General features: G+C 72.4%; 16 protein-coding genes. 2 read left to right on the forward strand and 14 right to left on the reverse strand.

Translation table 11 applies throughout. From position 1 onward, the window contains the following. Window positions 1-24 precede the first annotated feature (24 nt). Together VMF51_RS06470 and VMF51_RS06475 are read right to left on the reverse strand one after the other, a co-directional pair. Window positions 25-759, reverse strand: coding sequence for a hypothetical protein (locus VMF51_RS06470; protein ID WP_325473589.1), 735 nt, complete (start codon window positions 757-759; stop codon window positions 25-27). Window positions 760-869: 110 nt separating this feature from the next. Next, a complete protein-coding gene (locus VMF51_RS06475) occupies window positions 870-3,050 on the reverse strand; it encodes an MMPL family transporter (protein WP_325473590.1) in 2,181 nt (726 codons plus the stop codon). Window positions 3,051-3,169: 119 nt separating this feature from the next. Here VMF51_RS06475 and VMF51_RS06480 point away from each other — a divergent pair, with 119 nt between their 5' ends. Then, a complete protein-coding gene (locus VMF51_RS06480; RefSeq protein WP_325473591.1) occupies window positions 3,170-3,916 on the forward strand; it encodes a TetR-like C-terminal domain-containing protein in 747 nt (248 codons plus the stop codon). A 52-nt stretch (window positions 3,917-3,968) separates the two neighbouring features. Here VMF51_RS06480 and VMF51_RS06485 read toward each other — a convergent pair whose 3' ends face one another. From VMF51_RS06485 to VMF51_RS06520, 8 genes are all read right to left on the reverse strand, one after another. Then, a complete protein-coding gene (locus VMF51_RS06485; RefSeq protein ID WP_325473592.1) occupies window positions 3,969-4,655 on the reverse strand; it encodes an NAD-dependent deacylase in 687 nt (228 codons plus the stop codon). Then, window positions 4,652-5,278, reverse strand: coding sequence for a class I SAM-dependent methyltransferase (locus tag VMF51_RS06490; protein ID WP_325473593.1), 627 nt, complete (start codon window positions 5,276-5,278; stop codon window positions 4,652-4,654). Before VMF51_RS06490 ends, VMF51_RS06485 begins: the two co-directional genes overlap by 4 nt. 4 nt (window positions 5,279-5,282) lie before the next feature. After that, window positions 5,283-5,993 (reverse strand): 5'/3'-nucleotidase SurE, encoded by a 711-nt coding sequence (locus VMF51_RS06495; protein WP_325473594.1) that lies wholly within the window; start codon window positions 5,991-5,993, stop codon window positions 5,283-5,285. 2 nt (window positions 5,994-5,995) lie between these two features. After that, window positions 5,996-6,766, reverse strand: a complete 771-nt coding sequence (locus VMF51_RS06500) for a WbqC family protein (protein ID WP_325473595.1) — start codon at window positions 6,764-6,766, stop codon at window positions 5,996-5,998. Then, window positions 6,763-7,503, reverse strand: coding sequence for a hypothetical protein (locus VMF51_RS06505; protein WP_325473596.1), 741 nt, complete (start codon window positions 7,501-7,503; stop codon window positions 6,763-6,765). The genes VMF51_RS06500 and VMF51_RS06505 overlap by 4 nt, the downstream gene beginning before the upstream one ends. Window positions 7,504-7,569: 66 nt before the next feature. After that, a complete protein-coding gene (locus tag VMF51_RS06510) occupies window positions 7,570-8,067 on the reverse strand; it encodes a hypothetical protein (RefSeq protein ID WP_325473597.1) in 498 nt (165 codons plus the stop codon). A gap of 64 nt (window positions 8,068-8,131) precedes the next feature. Continuing rightward, a complete protein-coding gene (locus tag VMF51_RS06515; RefSeq protein WP_325473598.1) occupies window positions 8,132-9,646 on the reverse strand; it encodes a hypothetical protein in 1,515 nt (504 codons plus the stop codon). A 112-nt stretch (window positions 9,647-9,758) separates the two neighbouring features. Continuing rightward, on the reverse strand, window positions 9,759-10,694 hold the full coding sequence (locus VMF51_RS06520) for a 1,4-dihydroxy-2-naphthoyl-CoA synthase (protein ID WP_325473599.1): 936 nt from the start codon (window positions 10,692-10,694) through the stop codon (window positions 9,759-9,761). A gap of 65 nt (window positions 10,695-10,759) precedes the next feature. On the opposite strand from VMF51_RS06520, the gene VMF51_RS06525 reads away from it, so the two are divergent. Further along, complete coding sequence (locus VMF51_RS06525; protein WP_325473600.1) at window positions 10,760-11,203, forward strand: nitroreductase family deazaflavin-dependent oxidoreductase; 444 nt, start codon at window positions 10,760-10,762, stop codon at window positions 11,201-11,203. Window positions 11,204-11,210: 7 nt separating this feature from the next. On the opposite strand, the gene VMF51_RS06530 is transcribed toward VMF51_RS06525, so the two are convergent. Genes VMF51_RS06530 through recC form a run of 4 tightly spaced genes read right to left on the reverse strand, consistent with a single transcriptional unit; the run spans window position 11,211 to window position 20,342 of the window. Then, window positions 11,211-11,816, reverse strand: a complete 606-nt coding sequence (locus VMF51_RS06530) for an amino acid-binding protein (RefSeq protein WP_325473601.1) — start codon at window positions 11,814-11,816, stop codon at window positions 11,211-11,213. Window positions 11,817-11,860: 44 nt separating this feature from the next. Further along, complete coding sequence (gene recD, locus VMF51_RS06535) at window positions 11,861-13,660, reverse strand: exodeoxyribonuclease V subunit alpha (RefSeq protein WP_325473602.1); 1,800 nt, start codon at window positions 13,658-13,660, stop codon at window positions 11,861-11,863. Next, window positions 13,657-16,977 carry a UvrD-helicase domain-containing protein gene (locus VMF51_RS06540; RefSeq protein ID WP_325473603.1) on the reverse strand — a complete coding sequence of 1,107 codons (3,321 nt, stop codon included), beginning with the start codon at window positions 16,975-16,977 and terminating at the stop codon, window positions 13,657-13,659. The genes recD and VMF51_RS06540 overlap by 4 nt, the downstream gene beginning before the upstream one ends. After that, window positions 16,974-20,342 (reverse strand): exodeoxyribonuclease V subunit gamma, encoded by a 3,369-nt coding sequence (recC, locus tag VMF51_RS06545; protein WP_325473604.1) that lies wholly within the window; start codon window positions 20,340-20,342, stop codon window positions 16,974-16,976. The genes VMF51_RS06540 and recC overlap by 4 nt, the downstream gene beginning before the upstream one ends. Window positions 20,343-20,362: the final 20 nt, after the last annotated feature.

A 20,362-nucleotide genomic window follows, 5' to 3' on the forward strand; every position in this document is an offset into this window, starting at 1 on the left:
GCCCCGCCCCGTCCTTGCCGCTGATCAGCTGCCGAGCTGGTTGAGGTCGACGATGTCCTCCTCGGCGGGGACCTCGACCGGCACCTCCTCGTTGAAGTCGGAGAAGGTGATCGACCCCTGGTCGTCGCCCTCGGTGCGCTCCACCTTCAGCAGGTAGTGGTCACCGTCGACCTGGACGTGGCCGACGGACGGGCCGTCCTCCTGGTCGGTGTTGGTGATCGCGATCGCCTCGGTGCCGTCGATCTCCGACACGTCGCCCTTCTCGTAGCTGCCCTCGTCGTCGCTGTCGACGAGCTCCTCGAGGAGGGAGTTCAGGTTGCAGAACTCGCCGAAGCTGTCGTCGTCCGCGGGCATCACGACCCACCGTCCGGCGACCAGGTCGATGATCGTCTGGGCCTGCTCGCCGGCCTGGGCGGTCCAGAACTCGTCGCTCGGCTTGAACCAGGCCGTGCCGTCGGTGCCGAGCAGCTCGGCCGAGGCGCCGCCGATGGAGACCGTGCCCGCGCACTCGCCGGCCGTGCTCACCGCGAGGTCGAGGGCGATCTCCTGACCGTCGCTGGTGATGGAGCCGTCGACGCGCACCGACTCCAGGCCGGCCATGGCCTCGCGCGCGGTGTCGGCGATCTCCTTGGCGGACTGGTCGGTGAAGGAGCTGTCGCCGGCGGACCCGCCGCCGTTGCCGCTGTCGTCGTCGCCACCGCAGCCGGTCAGCAGGGTCGCGGCGCCGAGCACAGCGGCGGCCAGGGTCAGGGTCTTCATCGGATCTCCTCAAGGCGGGGGGTCGGGCCCGCATCACAGCACAAGACGTGCCCTGAGAGCGACGCACAAAACGGGACACCCCGGCAGTGAGGCCGATGTCACGGCCCGGATCAGACCACGGACGCCTTCCGGCCGGGGTCGTCCTCGGCGACGCCGTCGAGCACGTCGTCGCCCTCGCGGAAGCCGTACCGCTCCCACCAGCGGCGCAGCGGGCCGGGGGCGTACCAGTTCCAGTCGCCGAGCAGCTTCATCGTCGCCGGCACCAGCAGCGCACGGACGACCGTCGCGTCAATGAGCAGCGCGACCAGCATGCCGATGCCGAGCATCTTCATGAACACGATCCCGCTGGTGCCGAACGCGCCGATCACCACGCCCAGCAGCAGGGCCGCGCTGGTGATGATGCGGCCGGTCTTCTGCAGGCCGGTCGCGACCGCGAGGTCGTTGTCGTGGGTGCGGTCCCACTGCTCGCGGATCCGCGAGAGCAGGAACACCTCGTAGTCCATCGAGAGACCGAACAGGATCGCCAGCATCAGGATCGGGTTGGTCACGTCGAGGAAGCCCTGGGGGGTGAAGCCGAACAGGTCGGCCAGGTGGCCGTCGCTGAAGATCCAGGTCACGACCCCGAAGCAGGCGGCGACCGAGAACAGGTTCATCAGCACCGCCTTGAACGGCAGCACCACCGACCCGAAGGCGAGGAACAGCAGCACCAGCATCACGACGAGCACGATGAGCCCCATCCAGGGCAGGTGCGCGCCGACGGAGTCGATCAGGTCGACGGTCGCCGCGGTCTGGCCGCCGACGAGCACGGTGCCTACGTCGGGATCGACCTCCCGCAGGTCGTGGACGACGGCCTGGGACGCCTCGGTCTGGCTGTTGCCCTCCCAGACCGCCCGCAACAGGGTGGCGCCGTCGGCCTGCGCGACCGGGATGACGGCCGTGACGCCGTCGACCTCCTGGACCGCACGGGTGTACGACGCCACCTGCTCGTCGGGCACGTCCCGCAGCAGCAGCGACGCGGTCGACGCCTCGGCGCCGAACTCCGTGTTCAGCTTGTCGATCGCCACGTGCGCGGGTGCGTCGTCCGGCAGCACCCGGTGGTCGACACTCCCCCAGCGCGCGCCGAGGAACGGCGAGGCGATGACCAGCAGGCCGACCACGGTCACCGCGATCACGGCGACCGGCCGGCGCATCACCGCACGGGCCAGCCGCGCCCACCGGCCGTGGGCGTCGTCGACCACCACGGGACGGTGCCGGCGCCACGGGAGCCGGCCGGCGTCCACGCGACGACCCAGCAGGCGCAGCGTCGCCGGCAGCACGGTCAGCGCCGCGACCATCGCGACCAGGACCGCCGCGATCCCGCCGTACCCCATGCTCTTGAGGAAGGCCTGCGGGAAGATCAGCAGGCTCGACATCGCCGCCGCCACGGTCAGGCCGGAGAAGAGCACGGTCCGGCCCGCGGTCGCCATGGTGCGCCGTACGGCGATGGCGGCGGCATCCGGATGGTCGTCCGGCAGGAGCGCGAGCTCCTCGCGGAACCGGCTGACCACGAACAGCGCGTAGTCGATCGCGAGACCGATGCCGAGCAGTGAGATCACGTTGACGGCGAAGATCGACACGTCGGTGACCATGGTCAGCGCCCGCACCACCGCCAGCGCCCCGAGCATCGCCACCACGCCGACTAGGACCGGCATCGACGCCGCCACCAGGCTGCCGAAGATCAGCAGGGCGAGCAGCAGCACCAGCGGCATCGAGATCAGCTCGGCGCGCTTGAGGTCGTCGGAGGTGATCTCGTTGACATCGGTGAAGACGGCGTACGTGCCGGCCAGGTCGGTCTCCAGGCCCGTGGCCACGAGGTCGGGGCTCAGCTCCTCGTAGGCGCTGGTGAAGTCGTCCTCGGTCTCGCCGGCCAACGAGATCTGCACCTGCGCGGCGTGTCCGTCGGCGCTGACCAGGTCCGGTCGCTCGCTGTCGTAGTACGGCACCACCGCGGAGACGAGGTCCTGCGGGATCGCGTCGACGACGGCCGCGACGGCCGCACGGAACTCCGGCTGGTCGGCGGTGAGCTCCTCGCTGGAGTAGATCGCGATCACGTCGAGCGACCGGTTGCCGAACGTGTCCTGCTCGACGCGGAGCTCGCGCGAGCTCTCGCTGGCCTTGTCGTCGAAGCCGCCCTGCGAGAGATGGTCGAAGACGCCCATGCCGAACGCACCGGCGGCCAGGGCGATCGCCAGTCCGGCGAGCAGCACGGTCCGTGCCCGGCGTCCGACGTAGGCACCCCAGCGTTCGATCATCACGGTCTCCTCGGGACTGGTGAACACAGGTAAGTAAAGTGAACGGTGTAAACCATAAACGGTGTAAACTGCTCACGTCAACGGTTTCGGGGCGACGGGAGTGAACACAGGTGGGGACGTTGCGGGAGCCGACCAGGCGTGAGCGCCAGCGCGAGGCGACGTACGACGAGATCGTGCGGGCCTCACGGGCCCTGCTCGCCGAGGGCGCCGAGCTCTCGCTGCGCGCGGTGGCCAGCAGGATGGGGATGACCGCGCCGGCGCTGTACCGCTACGTCGCGAGCTACCAGGAGCTCGTGGACCTGGTCGCGTTCGAGATCGACAAGGCGGCGACCGCGTCATTCGCGGCGGCCGCCGACGAGCTGCCCGAGGACGACCACGCCGGCCGGCTCGTGGTGTCGGTGACCGCGTTCCGCCAGTGGGCGCTCACCCAGCCGCGCGAGTTCGGCCTGGTCTTCGCCAACCCGGTCGCCGACGCGTCCTGCACCCGCCGCGAGATGCTGACCCTGTCGTCGTCGGGCCACCTGTTCACCGACCAGATGCGCGCGCTCTGGGAGCAGAACCGGCACCCCATCCCGGCCGTCGACGACCTGCCCCCCGCCATCCGCGACTCGGTGCTCGAACCGCTGATCCCGGCCGAGGTGGAGGGTCTCGCCCGCGAGGACCGTGGCCTGGTCTGGGTCTACATGCAGGGCTGGACGCGCCTGTACGGCGTGGTCGCGCTCGAGGTGTTCGGCCACATGGACCCGCGCATCATCGCCAGCGGCGAGATGTTCATCGACGTGGTCCGCGGCTTCGCCCCCGTGATCGGCGTCGAGGACGACGTCGTCCGGCTGGAGGGGCTGATCCGGGAGCGCCTGGCGGGGTAGTCCGTCACACCAGAGGGGGCTGAGAGCCGTCTTAACCCCCTTGTGTGACGGACTACCCCAGCAGCGCGTCCACCCAGTCCGGCACCACGCGGGACGCCGGACCGTGCCGGGTCTCGTCGAAGAGGTGGCTGCCCTCGGAGGGGAGCAGGTTCAGCTCCAGCGTGCGGGCGCCGTACGACGCGGCCGCCTGGACGAAGCCGGCCGCGGGGTAGACCGCGCCGGAGGTGCCGATCGAGACGAACAGGTCGCAGCGCTCGAGGGCGCCGTAGATGCGGTCCATCTCGTAGGGGATCTCGCCGAACCAGACGACGTCGGGCCGCAGCTCGGTCACGCCGCAGCGCGGGCAGGGCGGGAGGTCGGCGAGCGGGTCGGCCCACGGCGAGCGGCTGCGGCAGCCGCGGCACAGGGCCGAGAGCAGCTCGCCGTGCATGTGCAGCACCCGTTGCGAGCCCGATCGCTCGTGCAGGTCGTCGATGTTCTGGGTGACGACCAGCAGGTCGTCACCCAGGGTCTGCTCCAAACGGGCCAGCGCCGCGTGGGCGGGGTTGGGGTCGACCTCGGCGAGCGCGGCGCGGCGGGCGTCGTAGAACGCGTGCACCATCCCGGGCTGCAGGTCGAAGGCCTCCGGGGTCGCGACGTCCTCGACCCGGTGGCCCTCCCACAGCCCGTCGGCATCGCGGAACGTCGGGACCCCGCTCTCGGCGGAGATCCCGGCACCGGTCAGCACCACGACCCTCATGCGCCGATCCTCTCGCACCGCTCGTGCACGGTGACGACGTACCCGCCGCCGTCGTACGGGTCGCCGTCCCAGGTCGCCAGCGGCTCCCGCGCGACCAGCCCGGCCGCCGCCATCGCGGCGTCGACGTCGGCGAGCGGGGTCACCGGGCAGTCGCCCGGCAGGTGGGCGGCGTCGAGGCCGAAGCCGCACACGACCCGGCCGCTGGGTGCGGTGTGCGCCGCGAGCCGGGCGGCGACGGCGTCCAGGGTCCCCGGCTCCAGCAGCGGAAGGATGTTCCCGGCGAGCAGCACCAGGTCGAAGGTCGCCCCCAGCTCGAAGGTCGCCAGGTCCGCCTCCACCCAGGACAGTTGCGGAGCGTCCCGGCGGGCGACGTCCAGCATCGCCGTGTCGACGTCGACCCCGACGACGTCGTACCCCAGCTCGTCGAGGCGTACGGCGATCCGCCCGGTCCCGCAGCCCGCGTCCAGCACCCGGGCCGGGGGCGCGAGGAGCCGGGTCACCAGCGCCGCCTCGCCGTGCACGTCCTGGCCGTCGGCGGCGAGGCGTGCGAAGCGGTCGGCGTACGTCGTCGCGTAGTCCGCGCCGGCCTGCGCCCGCGCGATCCGCTCCCACCTGCTGGTCATCGGCTCAGTAGCCCGCCGGGAAGGTCACCGACACCCTGCCTTCCAGGGCGAAGTGCGTGATGTCGTCGGTCGGACGCAGCGCGTGCCGGTCGAACTCCAGCCTGCTCTCGATCTGTGAGGTCGACGGGTTGAAGACGTCGGTGAAGTAGGAGACCGCGCTGACGTCGCCCGTGACCGGAGCCTCGGCGGGATCATGAGCGTTCGGGATGTTGATGTTGGCCACCGTCCAGTCCTCCCGGCGCATCGTCCATTCCAGTGCGGCTGCGCAGGCCTCGGCGATACCTTCCCATTCCCAGCCGTTCGGATCGCTGCCCAGGTCGCCGCCGTACTGCCGGGACAGGGCGACGCCGCGTACCTGGTAGGAACGTGCCTCGAGTGCTGCCCCGAACGTACCGCTGACGCTGAGTGCGCTGCCCAGGTTCTCTCCCGCGTTCACGCCGCTCACGCACAGATCGACCTCGGGGATCAGACCGGACGTCAGCCCCACGACCACGCACGTCGCGGGCGACCCGTCGACGCAGACGACCTCGACGCCCTCGACCTCGCGACGAGTCACCTCGTAGGTGACACCACTGCGTCGAGATCGAGAGGCACCTGACATCGCGCCCTCGGGAGCGACCGGGTACGGCGTCCACCCCAGCAGCCGGACCGCGCGCAGCATCGCGGTGAACCCCGGCGCGGCGTAGCCGTCGTCGTTGGTGACCAACACGCGCATCGTCAACTGCACTCCTCCATCAAACGGGTGACCGTCGATCCCCTGACAAGCTCTGGGAACAATGCCGCATGCCTGGTGACGACGTTCAACGCGGTGCCGTTGCGTTGCACCTGGTCGGCAAGCTCGACCCGGGGATCGGGACACCAGCGCTGCCACATCAGAGAACACCCCGTCCGCGTGACGTCGGATGACCGAAGGTAGCCACGGGCACCCGAGTCCGCGAGGTAGGTCGTCGCCCCGACGGCTGCGAGGATCTGCAGGATGCCCGATGACTTCGGCTCCACGGTGTCTCGCAACGTCGAAGCCAACACCACGTGCGGCGCGACTCCAGCCTCGGCGAGCAGTGCAGTCGTCGACGAGATCGCGATCCCCGAGAGACGGGGGAGTTCGTGCTCGATCGCTTCATCCATCGTCGTCGATGCACCGGATGTCCCGGGTGGCGCGACTCCGGCTTCGGCGGAGTCCAGAAGTCGCCTGACGACGGGGTGAGCGGCGTAGAGGAAGTCCACCTTGCGACGAAACGTCGCCCACGCCGCCGGAGCGGAGACCACGACGTCACGGATCGGAGTCCGACGACGCTGGGGCAGCGTCACCGGGAGCGAGCACCATTGGGCCGGGTTCATCGGATCGGTCGGCTGAACCCATGACCGCTGCTGGTAGTCACGGCGGTTGAACTGCACGTCGTCGAGGACCACCCACAGGTCGGCGAGCGCCAGCTTCTGCAGCACCTTGAGTCGAGGGAACAGGTTGGGCTGGTGAATCGCGACGATCATGAGGTCGTCTGGTGGTGACGAGCCAGCACGGCAGCGCCGTCCTCGGTGTCCGGAGCGTCCCACAGGTCGGTGAAGGTCTTGTCGAAGAACTTCGTCAGATGGAGGGTGTCGGGACGCCTAATGTCGTGCAGCATCGAGGGATTGTCGTGGCCGTACGCCGTCTGCCGGTCACGGTCCGTCGTCAACCACCCCAGCTCGAGGACCCGGTGACCCAGCCGGCGACCTCGCAGCGTGAACGGACCGCGATAGCAGCGAACCTCGAAGCCGGCCGAATACTTGTCGAACACCGACGTGTACAGCGTGTCGAGCGTCGAGATGGTCCGTTGTCTCTGCATGGGCGCCACTGTCTCGGGGTGCTTGATGAGGATCCGGACCGGGAGCTCCTGGCGGGCGACGCAACGCATGAGCGGCAGAGTCGTCTGGCCGGCGTACTCGAGGAGGTCGACCTGTTCGTGCCGCAGCGTCTGGGCGATCTGCATCAGCTTGGGCATCGCCTCGTCCTGGTTGATCGAGACGTCGACCACCTCGTCGGCGAGGCGGCTGCGCTCCGCGAGTGCCAGGTCGATGAGGAGGAGCAGGCACAGGTACGGCACCACGTTGGAGCCCTTGAGGAAGTCGTCGACCGGATCGATGAAGACCGCCGCCACTCCCGCGAGCAGGGCGCTCGCTCCGACCCCGACTAGGATCGGCGTGCGGAAGCGTTGGGTCGCTGAGCTGAGTCGCAAGTACCAGGTCATCGCCGCTCCCGTTACCGCCGCCAGGCACAGGTGTCGTCGCGTCGATGCGTCGACCGCACGAGGTCCTCAGGCGGTCTCATCGAACACCTCGCGGATCCCGGGGTGCTTCTCGACGGGCGGGTGGGAGAAGTAGGCGCGCACCGGCGCGCCCGGCACGGTCAGCTCCAGCATCTCGAAGTGGGGCCGTTCGATCAGACTCAGCTGACCCGTCGTCTCGAAGGTCGCCTTGAATGCGGCGTAGTCGTCCACGGCGAAGTCGGCGTCGCCGAGTTCGGGCCGGGTGGGATCGGGCTTCCGGACCTTGACGACGCGCAAGGTCCCGGCAGGGGTCTCGATCCCCGGAGTCACGTACACCGGACCTGTCGCGGTCTCGTTGGCGAGCGTTCCCGCGGCGGCCACGGCGGCGACGTAGTCGTCGTACTGCCCGTCGTCCTGGCAGAAGATCGCGCAGTAGCTGATGTGGTGTCGGCGATCGCCGATCACATCCGAGGCAAGGTCATGGGCCTTGATCGCGATGTCGTGGACGATGGGGACGACGGAGTTCCAATCGATGCGCTCAGTCATCGGATTTCTCCTGAATCTGCTTGCGCCCGAGTCGAGAGGATTTCGGTGATTCGCGCGGTCGCACTCAGTCGCGCTTCTGTGCAACGTAGTGGCCTCGGAGCCGCTCCAGGTTTCCCCGAATCACGACTCGGTCAGCATCCCCGTCGACATTGACGATCGCCGCGCCCGCACTCGCCCGGACGGTCGATCCGGGCGTCGCGAGAACTATGGCACCGGCATTCCCCGTGGTGTCGGTTTTCACGACAAATTCGCGACCCAGGGCTGTTGCCAGAATCTCGAGCCATCCGCGACTGCGGCTCCCCCCTCCCGCGACCCGCAGCGCCGGCAAGGAACTCAGCCCTCTCGACGCACCGTTCGCCCTGTGAGGGCTGGGATCGTCGTCGCCCACGAGGGTGTCACCTAGTGCCAGCATGGGGTACGCCGGAGACTCCAGGACGGCGCGCGCCACCAACGGGCGCCGTGATCGCGGCGGTGTCGCGGACAAGAGATCGTAGGAGCCGCGCGCGAGGCCGTTCGCGCCCCACACCGGGACCTTCAGAATCTCTCCGCCCGCTCCCGCCGGCGCCTGTCCGGCCAGATCGACGAACGCGGCAAGCGCGTCGGCGAGACTGCGGCGCGGGAACATCGCCGTCGCAGTCGCCTCCAGGTGCTCCCCGAATCCCGGCACCGACACGATCCACTCGTACGGCGACCTCGGCCACGGATCTGACTTCGGGAGAGCCGCGATGTCGTCGCGGGTTCGCAACAGACTGGCGAAGGTGCCGAGGTACACCATGAGGTCACCGGTCCGGTCGGCCCCGGTGGCCAGCGCGGCGGCGAAGCTGTCCGATCCGCCGAAAGACGCCTCCCACCCGGTCAGCAGCGACGTGACTGCCCGGGCCTCGGAGGATCGGACGGTCGCCGCCGTGGCCGACGGTGACCCCAGCACCGGAAGCTCCGCACCCCTCACGGTCCGTCCGATCTCGTCGAGGTCCGACCAGCTCGTGATCCCCATCTCCGCAGCCGAGGCGCAGTTCAACGTCAGGCGCCCGGTGAGCAGGTACACGAAGTACCCGCCGAGGTCGGTGAACGCGACGCGGCCCCCGGCGACGACGGAGGCGAGGAGTGAGAAGCGCCGGATCGTCCGGGCGAACCCTGCCGCCGCCTCACCGACGCCATCGATCGACCCTCCCCGATCGATGTCCGGAAGCGTCCAGTAGGGCAGCGCCACGGCGTCCGCCGGCCGATCCAGCGGCATCGCGACCACCACGGGAGACACACATGCGAAGGCCAGGCGCCCCGCACTCCGTGGCCGGGGGCTCAGGATCCCGGACGAACGCGACCCGGAGCCGGAGTCGTCAGCGACACCGCTCGCCGCCTGAACGACCGCCGAGACGACCTCCTCGAACCAGGCATAGGGCCGGAACAGCGGCTCACCCGACAGCACCGACGAGACGGGGGACCTGCGCCGGGTCGCGCCCACCGTCCGATCGCTCTCGTCGACGAACGACACCTTCAGGTACGACGTGCCCACGTCGATTCCACACCGGAAATGCCGATCTCCTATGAGCGAGTCGGTTCGGTCCCGCATGGATGACATGCGCGGGACCTTAGCGCCACGAAATCGAGGCGGCTTTCCGGATCACTGTCGAACGAAGTGATCCCGTTCGTGGTCCAGACAACCGGATCACCGGATATTCCGGAATCGAAGATCAGTAGTACCAGGGAAATGGCGACCAGTCCGGGTCGCGCTTCTCCAGGAACTGGTCGCGACCCTCGGCCGCCTCGTCGGTCATGTACGCCAGTCGGGTGGTCTCGCCGGCGAAGATCTGCTGACCGATCAGGCCGTCGTCGATGGCGTTGAAGGAGTACTTCAGCATCCGCTGCGCCGTCGGGCTCTTGCCGTTGATCAGCCGGCCCCACTCCAGAGCGGTCGCCTCCAGCTCGGCGTGGGGGACGGCGCGGTTGACGGTGCCCATCCGGACGCCGTCCTCGGCGGAGTACTCCTGGCCGAGGAAGAAGATCTCGCGGGCGATCTTCTGACCGACCTGGCGGGCGAGGTACGCCGACCCGAAGCCGCCGTCGAAGGAGCCGACGTCGGCGTCGGTCTGCTTGAAGCGCGCCTCCTCGGTGCTGGCCAGGGTCAGGTCGCACACGACGTGCAGGCTGTGGCCGCCGCCGGCGGTCCAGCCCGGCACCACGCAGATGACGACCTTCGGCATGAACCGGATCAGCCGCTGCACCTCCAGGATGTGCAGCCGGCCGAGCTTGGCCTTGTCGATCGGGTTGGGCTCCTCGCCGGATCGGTCGTGGTGCCCCTCCTCGTACTGGTAGCCCGCCTTGCCGCGGATCCGCTGGTCGCCGCCGGTGCAGAACGCCCACTTGCCGTTCTTCGCGCTCGGGCCGTTGCCGGTGAGGATGACGCAGCCGACGTCGCTGGAGGTGCGGGCGTGCTCGAGGACCCAGAGCAGCTCGTCGACGGTGTTGGGCCGGAAGGCGTTGAGGACGTCGGGCCGGTCGAAGGCGACCCGGACGGTGCCGTGGTCCTTCGCGCGGTGGTAGGTCAGGTCGGTCAGCTCCTCGAAGCCGGGGACGACGTCCCAGGCCTCGGCGTCGAAGATCTCCGACACCCCGTCGATAGCGCTCATGGCGCAGACGCTATCGCCGCGGGCCGGCGGGGAATGGCGCGCCCTCCTCGGGGCATTGGACAGACATGACACTTGAAGGCGAGTACGAGCCCAGCCCCGAGCAGTGGGTCCGCGACCAGGTCGAGGAGTTCGAGTCCTCCGGCGGCCAGCGCGGCAACATCCTGCGCGGCAACCCCGAGTGGCCGATCGTGGTCATCACCTCGCGCGGCGCCAAGTCCGGGAAGCTGCGCAAGAACCCGGTGATGCGCGTCGAGAAGGACGGGAAGTACGTCGCCATCGCGTCGCTGGGCGGGGCTCCGAAGAACCCGACCTGGTACCACAACTTCCTCGCCCACCCGGAGGTCGACCTCCAGGACGGCGCCGAGAAGCACACCTACCGCGCCCGGGTCCTGGAGGGCGAGGAGCGCGCCGAGTGGTGGGAGTACGCCGTCGACACCTGGTCGACCTACGGCGAGTACCAGCAGAAGACCGACCGCGAGATCCCGGTCTTCCTGCTCGAGCGGGTCTGAGCCCCGGTCAGCCGGCGCGGGCGATCGACATCGCCAGCGCGACCAGGTGGCCGAGCCGGGCGAGCTCGGAGTCGAGGAACTCCGGACCACCCCGGCGGCCGATGATCACGACCTCGTGGTGGTTGAGCCGCGCGCCGCAGTGCACGTTGTCGTCGTCGGTGTCGAGCCGGGCGGCCCGGCCCATCGACACCCAGGCGAGGTCGGCCGGCGCGGCCTCGGTCGCGTAGACGACCCCGGCCTGGTCGCTGACCCGCGCCGCCCAGTCCGCGCGGAAGGTGATCGGCAGCAGGTCGATCAGCTTGTCCAGCGCCTCGGCCGGGTTGGCGGTCAGCTCCTCGACCGCCTCCAGGTCGAGGAACAGGTTCCCGCCGGCGGCGTACCGGCTGATCCAGACGACCCGGACGCCGTCGATGGCGTTGCAGGCGGAGACGATCGAGTCGGGCATCGCGCCGGGTGAGATCTCCAGGAGCACGTCGTCGACCGCCGTCCCGTCGCGCCGCTTCTCGACGATCTCGATCGCCTCGATGTCGCCCCCGGCCTCACCGATCCGGCTGGCGAGCCGGCCCAGGGACCCGGGGACGTCGGGCAGCTCGACGCGCAGCAGGAAGGGCACGCCACGACCCTAACCGGCCGACGTTGCCGCGCTGTTTCCGCGTGTCAGGGTCCGGACCGGGCCGGATCGGCGTCCCGGAGCCGTTGCCGCAGCCCCGTGGCGCGCTGCGCCTGCGTCGCCACGGCGGCGCGGACGGCCGCCTCCGACCCCACCACCCGGACGTGGTCCTGGGCGCGGGTCACCGCGGTGTAGAAGAGCTGTCGGGTCAGCAGCGGCGAGTCGTCCGGCGGCAACAGCAGCGTGATCTCGCGGGCCTGGCTGCCCTGGCTCTTGTGGACCGTCATCGCGTGCAGGGTCTCGACGTCGCCCAGCCGCGAGATCGGCAGCCGGCGGTGCGCGTCGGCCCCGGCGATCACCGCACGCAGGTCCTCGCCCTCGGCGACCACGACGCCGGTGTCACCGTTGAACAGCTCCAGGCCGTAGTCGTTCGCGGTCACGAGCAGCGGGCGGCCGGCGTACCACTCGTGGCCCCAGGCGGCGCCGAGGGGCTGACCGGTGGCGTCGCCGAGCCAGCGCTCCACCTGCCGGTTCCAGTGGGTGACGCCCCACGGCCCGTCTCGGTGGGCGCAGAGCAGCCGGTGCCGGTCGGCGGCGAGTACGGCGGCGTCCGCGTCGCCGGCCAGCGCCGCCTCGCGGACGGCCAACGCGTGGCGCAGCAGTAACGATTGCACCCCGCCCATCGCCGTCTGGTCGTCGGGGTCGACCAGCGACGTGGCCGGGTCGTCGTCGCGCAGCAGCGCCAGCAGCCGGTCGGCGTCACCGACCCGCAGCGCCTCGGCCACGGCACCGATGCTGGCGCCGAAGCGGTGCGTGGTGCGCAGCCCGGCCACCGACTCGGGGGCGCGGGCGTCCAGGCCCTCGACCAGGTCGGAGAGCACCGCGCCCGCCTCGACGGAGGCGAGCTGGTCCGGGTCGCCCACCAGCACCAGCCGGGCGTCGGGCCGGACCGCTTCGAGCAGCCGGGCCATCATCGTCAGGGAGACCATCGAGGTCTCGTCGACCACCACCACGTCGTGGGGCAGCCGGTTGCCGCGGTGGTGGCGGAAGCGCGTGCTGGACTCCGGGCGCCAGCCCAGCAGGCGGTGCAGGGTCGAGGCGGACAGCTCGGCCAGCCGGGTCCGGTCGTCCTCGGAGAACCGCTCGCCCCCCTGGGCGTCCTGGACGGCCTGCTGGAGGCGGGCCGCCGCCTTGCCCGTGGGAGCGGTCAGCGCGATCCGCAGTCGTCGCCCCTGCGCCTCGGCCTGGTCGGTGAGCAGCGCGAGCAGTCCGGCGACGGTGGTGGTCTTGCCGGTGCCGGGACCCCCGGTGAGGACGGTCGTCCACTGCCGGGCGGCGGCGAGCGCGGCGGCGCGCTGCTCGGCGTACCCGGCGCCGGGGAAGAGGCCGTCGGCGCGCGCCTCCAGCCGGTCGACGAGGACGTGCGGCGGCACCGCGGCGGCGCGGGTCAGCAGGTCGTCGCGGACCTGGCCCTCCTCGCGCCAGTAGCGGTCGAGGTAGAGCAGACCGCCCTCGACCTGGACCACCGACGCGGCGGCCAGCGGGGAGGCGGCGACCCGGTCGAGCCAGCCCGCCGCCTCGGGCCAGGGCAGGTCGGCGTCGTCGGGGTCCCCCGCCAGCGTGGCGAGGTCGACGCAGACCGAGCCCTGCCGCGCGGCCCGCACGGCGAGGGCGACCCCGAGGCGTACGTCGTCCTCGAGCGTGCGGGTCAGCTCGGCCACCCGCGCGGCCACGTGTACGTCGGCCGCGGTCAGTACGCCGGCCCGGTTGAAGTCGCGCAACAGCCCGGTGGCGCCGGCGGCGAACCGGGCGTCGTGGGGGTCGTCGGTCTCGAAGCGCTCGATCACCGGACACCGTCCAACAGGTCGGAGAGGGCGACGACCAGCGCTGCCGGCGGCTGCCAGCTGAAGACACCCGCGGGCACGCCGTCGACGCTCGGGGTGTCCGGACCGCACATCCCCCGGACGTAGAGGTAGAGCACCCCACCGAGGTGGACCTCCGGGTCGTAGTCGGGCAGCCGCCAGCGGAGGAACCGGTGCACGACCGCGGAGTAGAGCAGCGCCTGGAGGGGGTAGTGCGAGTGCAGCATCGCCTCGGCCAGCAACGGCGGGGCGTAGTCCGCCGCGGTCAGCGGTCGTCCGGGCTCGCCGAGCAGGTTGGTCTTGTAGTCGACGACGACGAACCGGTCGGGGCTCGTCGCGTCCGCGCCGGGGATGCGCAGCACGGCGTCGATCGAGCCCGCGAGGTAGCCCCGCAGCGGCTGGTCGCCCAGGGGCGGCCGCTCCAGACGCTGGGAGTACGACGCCAGCGGGTCGTCCGCTGGGAGGTGGTCACGCAGCAGCGGTGCCAGGTCGCGCAGCAGCACCTCGGGTCCGTCGCGGTCGACACCGCGGCGGTCGCCACCGGTCAGCGGGATCTCGAAGTCGAGCTCCCGCAACCGGTCGCGCAGCGGGATCCGGCCCAGCGTCAGGCCGTCCGCGAGCGGCCCGAGCGAGGTCTCGTGGAGGGGCACCAGCGCCGTCGCGAGGTCGTCGGGCGCCACCTCGACCGGCCACCAGCGCAGCTGCTCGACGACCTGGCCGCGCAGCTCGGCCACCAGGTCGGGGGAATCGGGGTCGGCGTGCTCGAGGACGCCGTGGACCAGGCTGCCGAACGCCGCCCCGGCGGGCAGCTCGGCCATCGGCGAGACCGGCGACGCGGCGACGTCGGACACCGCCTCGGCGAGCGCGAGCTCGACCGTCTCCGGCTCGTCCTCCAGCCCCGGCACCTCCGGCTCGCTGGCCACCTCGCCGCCCGTCTCCTCCACCCGGATGAGACCGGAGTACGACGTGCGCCGCCAGTCGGCGTCGACCTCCCGGCCGAAGCGGCGAGCGTCGAGCCGATCCGGTCCGTCGTCGCGGGACGGCGCGAGCGCCTCGACCGTCTCCGCGACCTCCGCCACCGGCCCGCCGAGCTGCTCGAGCAGGCCGAGCACCCGCTCGGCGTACTCGTCGTCGCGGACGTCCTGGGCGTCGGGCACCTCCGGCGTGCCGGGCTGGCGGCCGAAGAGCAGCCGGTGGAGTCCGCCGATGCGGGTGTTGGCGGTCGGCGCCCACCAGACCACCACCTGGGACTGGGCGCGGGTGAGCGCGACGTAGAGGTCGCGCAGCTCCTCGCCCGCCTCCTCGGCGCGGTGGGCCGCCAGGTGCCGCTCCCAGTCGGCCCCGGCACCGCTGACGTCGAGGGTGCGGCCGCCGTCGTCGTGGTAGAGCGCGACCTCGGTGGGGAACTCGAAGGACTGGTAGGCGAAGGGGAGGTAGGTGAGGGGGTACTGCAGTCCCTTGCTGCCGTGGATCGTCACGATCTGGACCGCCGCGGCGTCGGAGTCGAGCCGGCGCGGCCGCTCGGTGGCGGCGGTGCGTCGCTGCTCCTCGCGGAACCACGCCAGCAGCGCGGTGAGCCCCAGCCGGTCGCGGGCCGCAGTCTCGTGGAGCAGCTGGGTGAGGTGACGCAGGTCGGTGAGCAGCCGCTCGCCGTCGGCGACCCCCAGCACCCGGGCCGAGAGCCCGCGCTCCTCGGCCGCCTCCTGGAGGGCGGCGACGCCTCGGGAGCGGAGCAGCAGCGCCCAGCCGCGCAGCGCGTCGGCCACCCGGCCGGTCAGCCGCTCGCCCTCGGCGTCGAGCTCGACCACCGTGTGCCCGAAGAAGCTGGTCAGCGCGGCGGCGCGGACCAGGGCCGAGCGGTGCGGCTGCTCGAGCGCCTCCAGCAGCGCCAGCCACTCCCCGGCCGCGGGGGTGGAGAAGACGTGACCGCCTCCGGCGACCACGGCGGGGACGCCGCGGGCGTGCAGGGCGCGTTGCACGAGGAGGCCGTGGTCACGGGCGCCGACGATCACCGCGACGTGGCGCGCCTCGACCGGAGCTCCGTCCCAGGTCGCACCGGAGCCGAGCAGCTCGGCGATGTCGGCGGCGCAGTCCTCGGCGATGCGCGCGCGGGCGTCCGCGGCCGCGATCAGCCCGCGTCGCAGCCGGAAGCCGTCGCGGGGCACCCGGCGCAGCCGGAAGGGCGCGGGGTGCGGGGCTCCGGCCAGCCGGGTCCCGGGATGGTGCGCACTGACGTCGCGCACCCGGATCTCGGGGTGGCCCAGCGCCGCGCCGCGCAGCACGACCTGCAACCGGTCGACGAGATCGGCGTCGCTGCGCCAGTTGGTCCCGAGCGTGGCGCGGGTCCCGGCCGTGCGCGCCGCCCGGAGGTAGGTCACGACGTCACCGCCGCGGAAGGCGTAGATGGCCTGCTTGGGATCGCCGATGAGGACCATCCGCGCGTGGCCCGTGAACGCCCGGTCGAGGACCTGCCACTGCACCGGGTCGGTGTCCTGGAACTCGTCGACCAGCACGATCCGCCAGCGCTCGCGCATCCGGGCACGGGCAGGGGCGTCGTCCTCCTCGAGTGCGACCGCGAGGCGGGCGAGGAGGTCGTCGTACGAGAGCAGGCCGAGGCGACGCTTGCGGCGGTCGACCTCGGCCCGCACCGCCTCCGCGAAGGCGACCCGCTCGCCGGCCCGGCTCGCCGGGTCGGACGCCGGCGCGAGCGCCGCCTGGGGATCGCCGACGGCGGTGCGACCGAGGTCGAGCGCGAGCGCGCGATCGAAGGGCGGCCGGTCGCGGAGGTGGCCGTAGCGCTGGAGGTAGAGGTCGTCGACGACCTCGACGACCAGGTCGTCCAGGGTGTCGACCAGCTCGGCCCCGGCGTCGGTGTCGCCGGCGACGCCCAGCGAGCGCAGCACCAGCTGGCAGAACTGGTGGGTGGTGGCGACGGTCGCGGTGTCGAAGGAGGCCAGCGCGTCGCGCAGCCGGTGGCGCATCGTCGTCCGGGTGGCCTCGTCCTCCTGAAGCAGCCGATCGAGGAGCGTGTCCGAGCGATCGGCCGTGGCGGGGTCGGCCAGCGCCCGCTCGGCGCACACGAGCTGCTCGCGGACCCGCTCGCGCAGCTCCTGGCTGGCCGCCCGGCCGAAGGTGATCACCAGCAGCTGGTCGATCTCGGCGACGCCCTCGGCGACGTAGCGCGTCACCAGGGCACCCACGGTGTACGTCTTGCCGGTGCCGGCGCTGGCCTCCAACAGCGTCGTGCCGACGCCGGGCAGCGGACCGCAGACGTCGAAGGGCGCCATCTCGTCCACGCTCACCAGCTCCCCTGCTCCGCGACCAGCAGCGGACTCCACAGCCGCAGCGCGAGGGCGCCGAAGCGGGTGGTCTCCCCCTCGAAGGACTCGCCGTCGCGCGGCTGCTCCTCGAGCCCCGGGATCGCCGACCGCGGACCCCAGACCCGGACGTTCGCGGGCTCCGAGCACTCTCCCGGGAAGCGTCCGTCGTCCCAGTCCCAGCCGGCCTTGACCAGGGCCTCCTCCGGCGTGGCCTGGGTCCGGCGGGCGCGGGCGTAGGCGAGCGAGGCCTTCAACGGCAGGGGCAGCGGCTCGCACAGGCCGGTGTCGCGCAGGGCGACCAGATCGCGCAGGACCGCGACCGCCGTGTGGTCGAGCGGACCGAGCAGCGAGACCCCGAACGGGTCGCGCGAGCGGCTGTTGCCGGGCCGGCCCAGGGTGTGCGCGGTCCAGCTGCGGTCGTCGTCGGTGGCCGCCAGCGCGAGCAGCCGCAGCCACGACTGCAGGCGGTGGGTGGCTCCGAGGCGGGAGTAGTGGACCGGGACCAGCCGGTCGCCGTACACGTCCGGCACGGTGCCGCGCAGCCGGCGGCCGTCGCCGAGGTCGACGTCGACGTCGACCGCGCGGGCCTCGCGGACCCGCAGGCGGCGGCCCTCCTCGGCCAGCGGGTGCGCCCGGTCCAGGAGCTCGGCGAGGATCCGCCAGCCCAGGAAGCCTGGGGGCAGGACCCCGCGGCGCCACTCCTGCTGGCGGGCCTGCTCGGGGTCGAGCCCGGCCAGCAGGTCGCGCAGCACCCGGTCGCCGACCGACCACTGGGTGAGCTGGTCGATCTCCACGGGCAGGCCGTCGTCCAGCGGCTCCTCCTCCCGCGGCAGCCTCAGGTCGAGCCGCTGGCGCGACAGCAGGCCCTGGACCGGGCCGCCGCGCTTGGCGAAGAAGTCGATCAGGTCATCGAGGGAGACGTCCTCGAGGGGCGCCGGGGGCAGCGGTCCGGCCAGGAACGGCGGCTCCGGCCGCCGCTCTCCGACGGCGGCCCGAGCCCCGGCGAGCGCCGCGCGGTCGAAGCTGAACGGCGTGCCGGGGACCAGGGCGCCGCTGGTGTGGTTGCGGGCGTCGAAGGGCTGCAGCGGGTGGCGCACGGTGATCGCATCGGCGACGGAGCCGGCGCCGGCCCGTGCCGTCAGGTCGAGCGCGTCCAGGAGCTCGCCGAGCGGGACGGCGGGCGGGCGCGGCTGGCCGGAGTACTCGTTGGCGCCGGTGTAGGTCACCACCAGGTGCTCGGTGGCGGCCAGGACCGCGTCGAGCAGCAGCTGGCGGTCCTCGCTGCGCGCGTCGCGCTCCCCCGTGACCGGGTCGCGGGCCAGCACGTCGTCGCCGTCGACGGAGCCGACCCGGGGGAACACGCCGTCGTCGAGACCGAGCAGGCACACCACGCGGTGCGGCACGGACCGCATCGGGACCATCGTGCAGACGGTGAGCGTGCCGGTGCGGAAGTTCGCCCGGGTGGGGCGACCGGCCAGCCGGTCGGTGAGCATCGCCCGGACGTCGGGCAGGCGCAGGTCGGTCGCACCGAGGTCGCCGGCGGCCTCGCGGATCCGAGCCAGCTCGCGCTGCACCTGGCCGGCCTGCCACCCCTCGGTCGCCGGCACCGCGGTCAGGGCCGCGACGCCGTCCTCGAGGACGGTGAGCCAGTGATCGAGGGGGTGGGTGCCGACCAGCTGGTCGGTGATGGTGCGGAGCCGGTCGACGTACTCGGCGAGGCGGCCCGCGAGCTCGACCTGCCCGCTGCCGACGTCGTCGAGGGGCAGGGTGTGCTCGAGCCAGGTGCGGGAGTCGTCGGACATCGCGACGCCCGCCAGCAGCCGGTCGAGGCCGAACCGCCAGGTGTTGGCGACGTACGACGAGAGCCCGAACTCGGCCCGGTGGTCGGCGTCGAAGGACCACCGCACGCCCGCCGTCCGCGCCCACTCGGTCAGCTGCTGGAGGTCGTCGTCGCGGAACCCGAAGCGGCGCCGGACCGGCTCCGCGTGGGCCAGGTCGAGCACGTCGCCGACCCCCGCCCGGCCGCCCGCGAGGTCGAGCAGCCGCGAGGCGACCGCGAGCAGCGGGTTGGTCTGGGTGAGCGCCCGGTCGGCGAGCCGGACCCGGAGCCCGTGGGCGGGATGGGCGTCCCGGTCGGCCACCTCGCCGAGACCGAAACCCGCGGAGATCAGGGGTGCGAAGGTCTCGATGTCGGGGCACATCACGAGGATGTCGCGCGGTTCCAGGGTCGGGTCGTCCTCCAGGAGCCCGACCAGCACCTCGCGCAGCACGTCGACCTGGCGGGCCGTGCCGTGACAGGCGTGCACCTGGACGCTGCGGTCGCTCGGCACGAGCCGCCGACCCTCCGTCGGCCCCGTGGCGTTGGCCCGCAGGTCGGTCTGGAGCCAGCCGAGCAGAGTCTCGGGGGCTGCGGGATCGGGATCCGGGGCGGTCTCGCTCAGGGTGGCGGTGGCCAGCGTGCGCTGGAGCTCGCGCACGTCGCGGCCCAGGGTCGCCAGCAGCGGGTGGCCGACCCGGCGGTGGGACTCGTCCGCGGCGCGCGGCACCGGCCCGGCGGCGGCCTCCGGCGCCAGGGCGTCCCAGAGCGCGGCCGAGGGGTGCGGCAGCCACAGGTGCACCTCGCGGTGGGCGCCGAGCGCCTCGAGGAGCGCCACCTCGGTGACCGGCAGCCGGGTGTGGCCGAACAGCGAGAGCCTCGGCGGCAGGTCGAAGGCGTCGGGCTCGGCGCGCAGCCGCTCCACGGTCTCCGCCAGCCGGAGGTGGGGCGGTGGCGCGTCGACCCGCGCGGCGAGCCGGCGCCAGAGCTCGGGCTGCCAGGCGAGATCGGCCGGGAGCGACCGGCCGCACCCGTCGGTGTCCCGCCCCTCGTGCCAGTCGCGGACGAGGTCGGGCCGCTGGACGGCGTACGACGTGAACAGCCCGGCCAACCGGCGGCCGAGCGCGAACCGGCGACCCCGCCGCAGGTCGGCCTCCTCGCCCTCCAGGCCCGCACCGAGGTGGCGGGCGAGCGGGCGCGCCCAGCCCTCGTCGAGGGCGTCGTCGACGACCGCGACGATCGGCCACACGATCGCCTCCGGCGCCCACGGGTCCTCGTCGCGGGTGCCGAGCACGTCGGCCACCAGCGACCAGGGCGTCCGGAAGTCGATGCCGGCGCACACCCCGTCCCCGCCCCGCGCTCCCACCCCGAGCCGGTGCGCGAGCCGCTGGGAGAGCCACCGCTCCGTCCCCTTCGCCGGGACCACCACGACCTCCGTCGCGAACGGATCCGCCAGCGGCGTCGCGAGCAGGTCCCCCAGCGCGGCCGCGAGCACGTCGGTGCGTGCGGCGCGGTGCAGGTGGAGGGTCACGGGCCGCAGCATGGCACGCG

This window comes from Nocardioides sp. (assembly GCF_035503875.1).
Lineage (GTDB): Bacteria > Actinomycetota > Actinomycetes > Propionibacteriales > Nocardioidaceae > Nocardioides.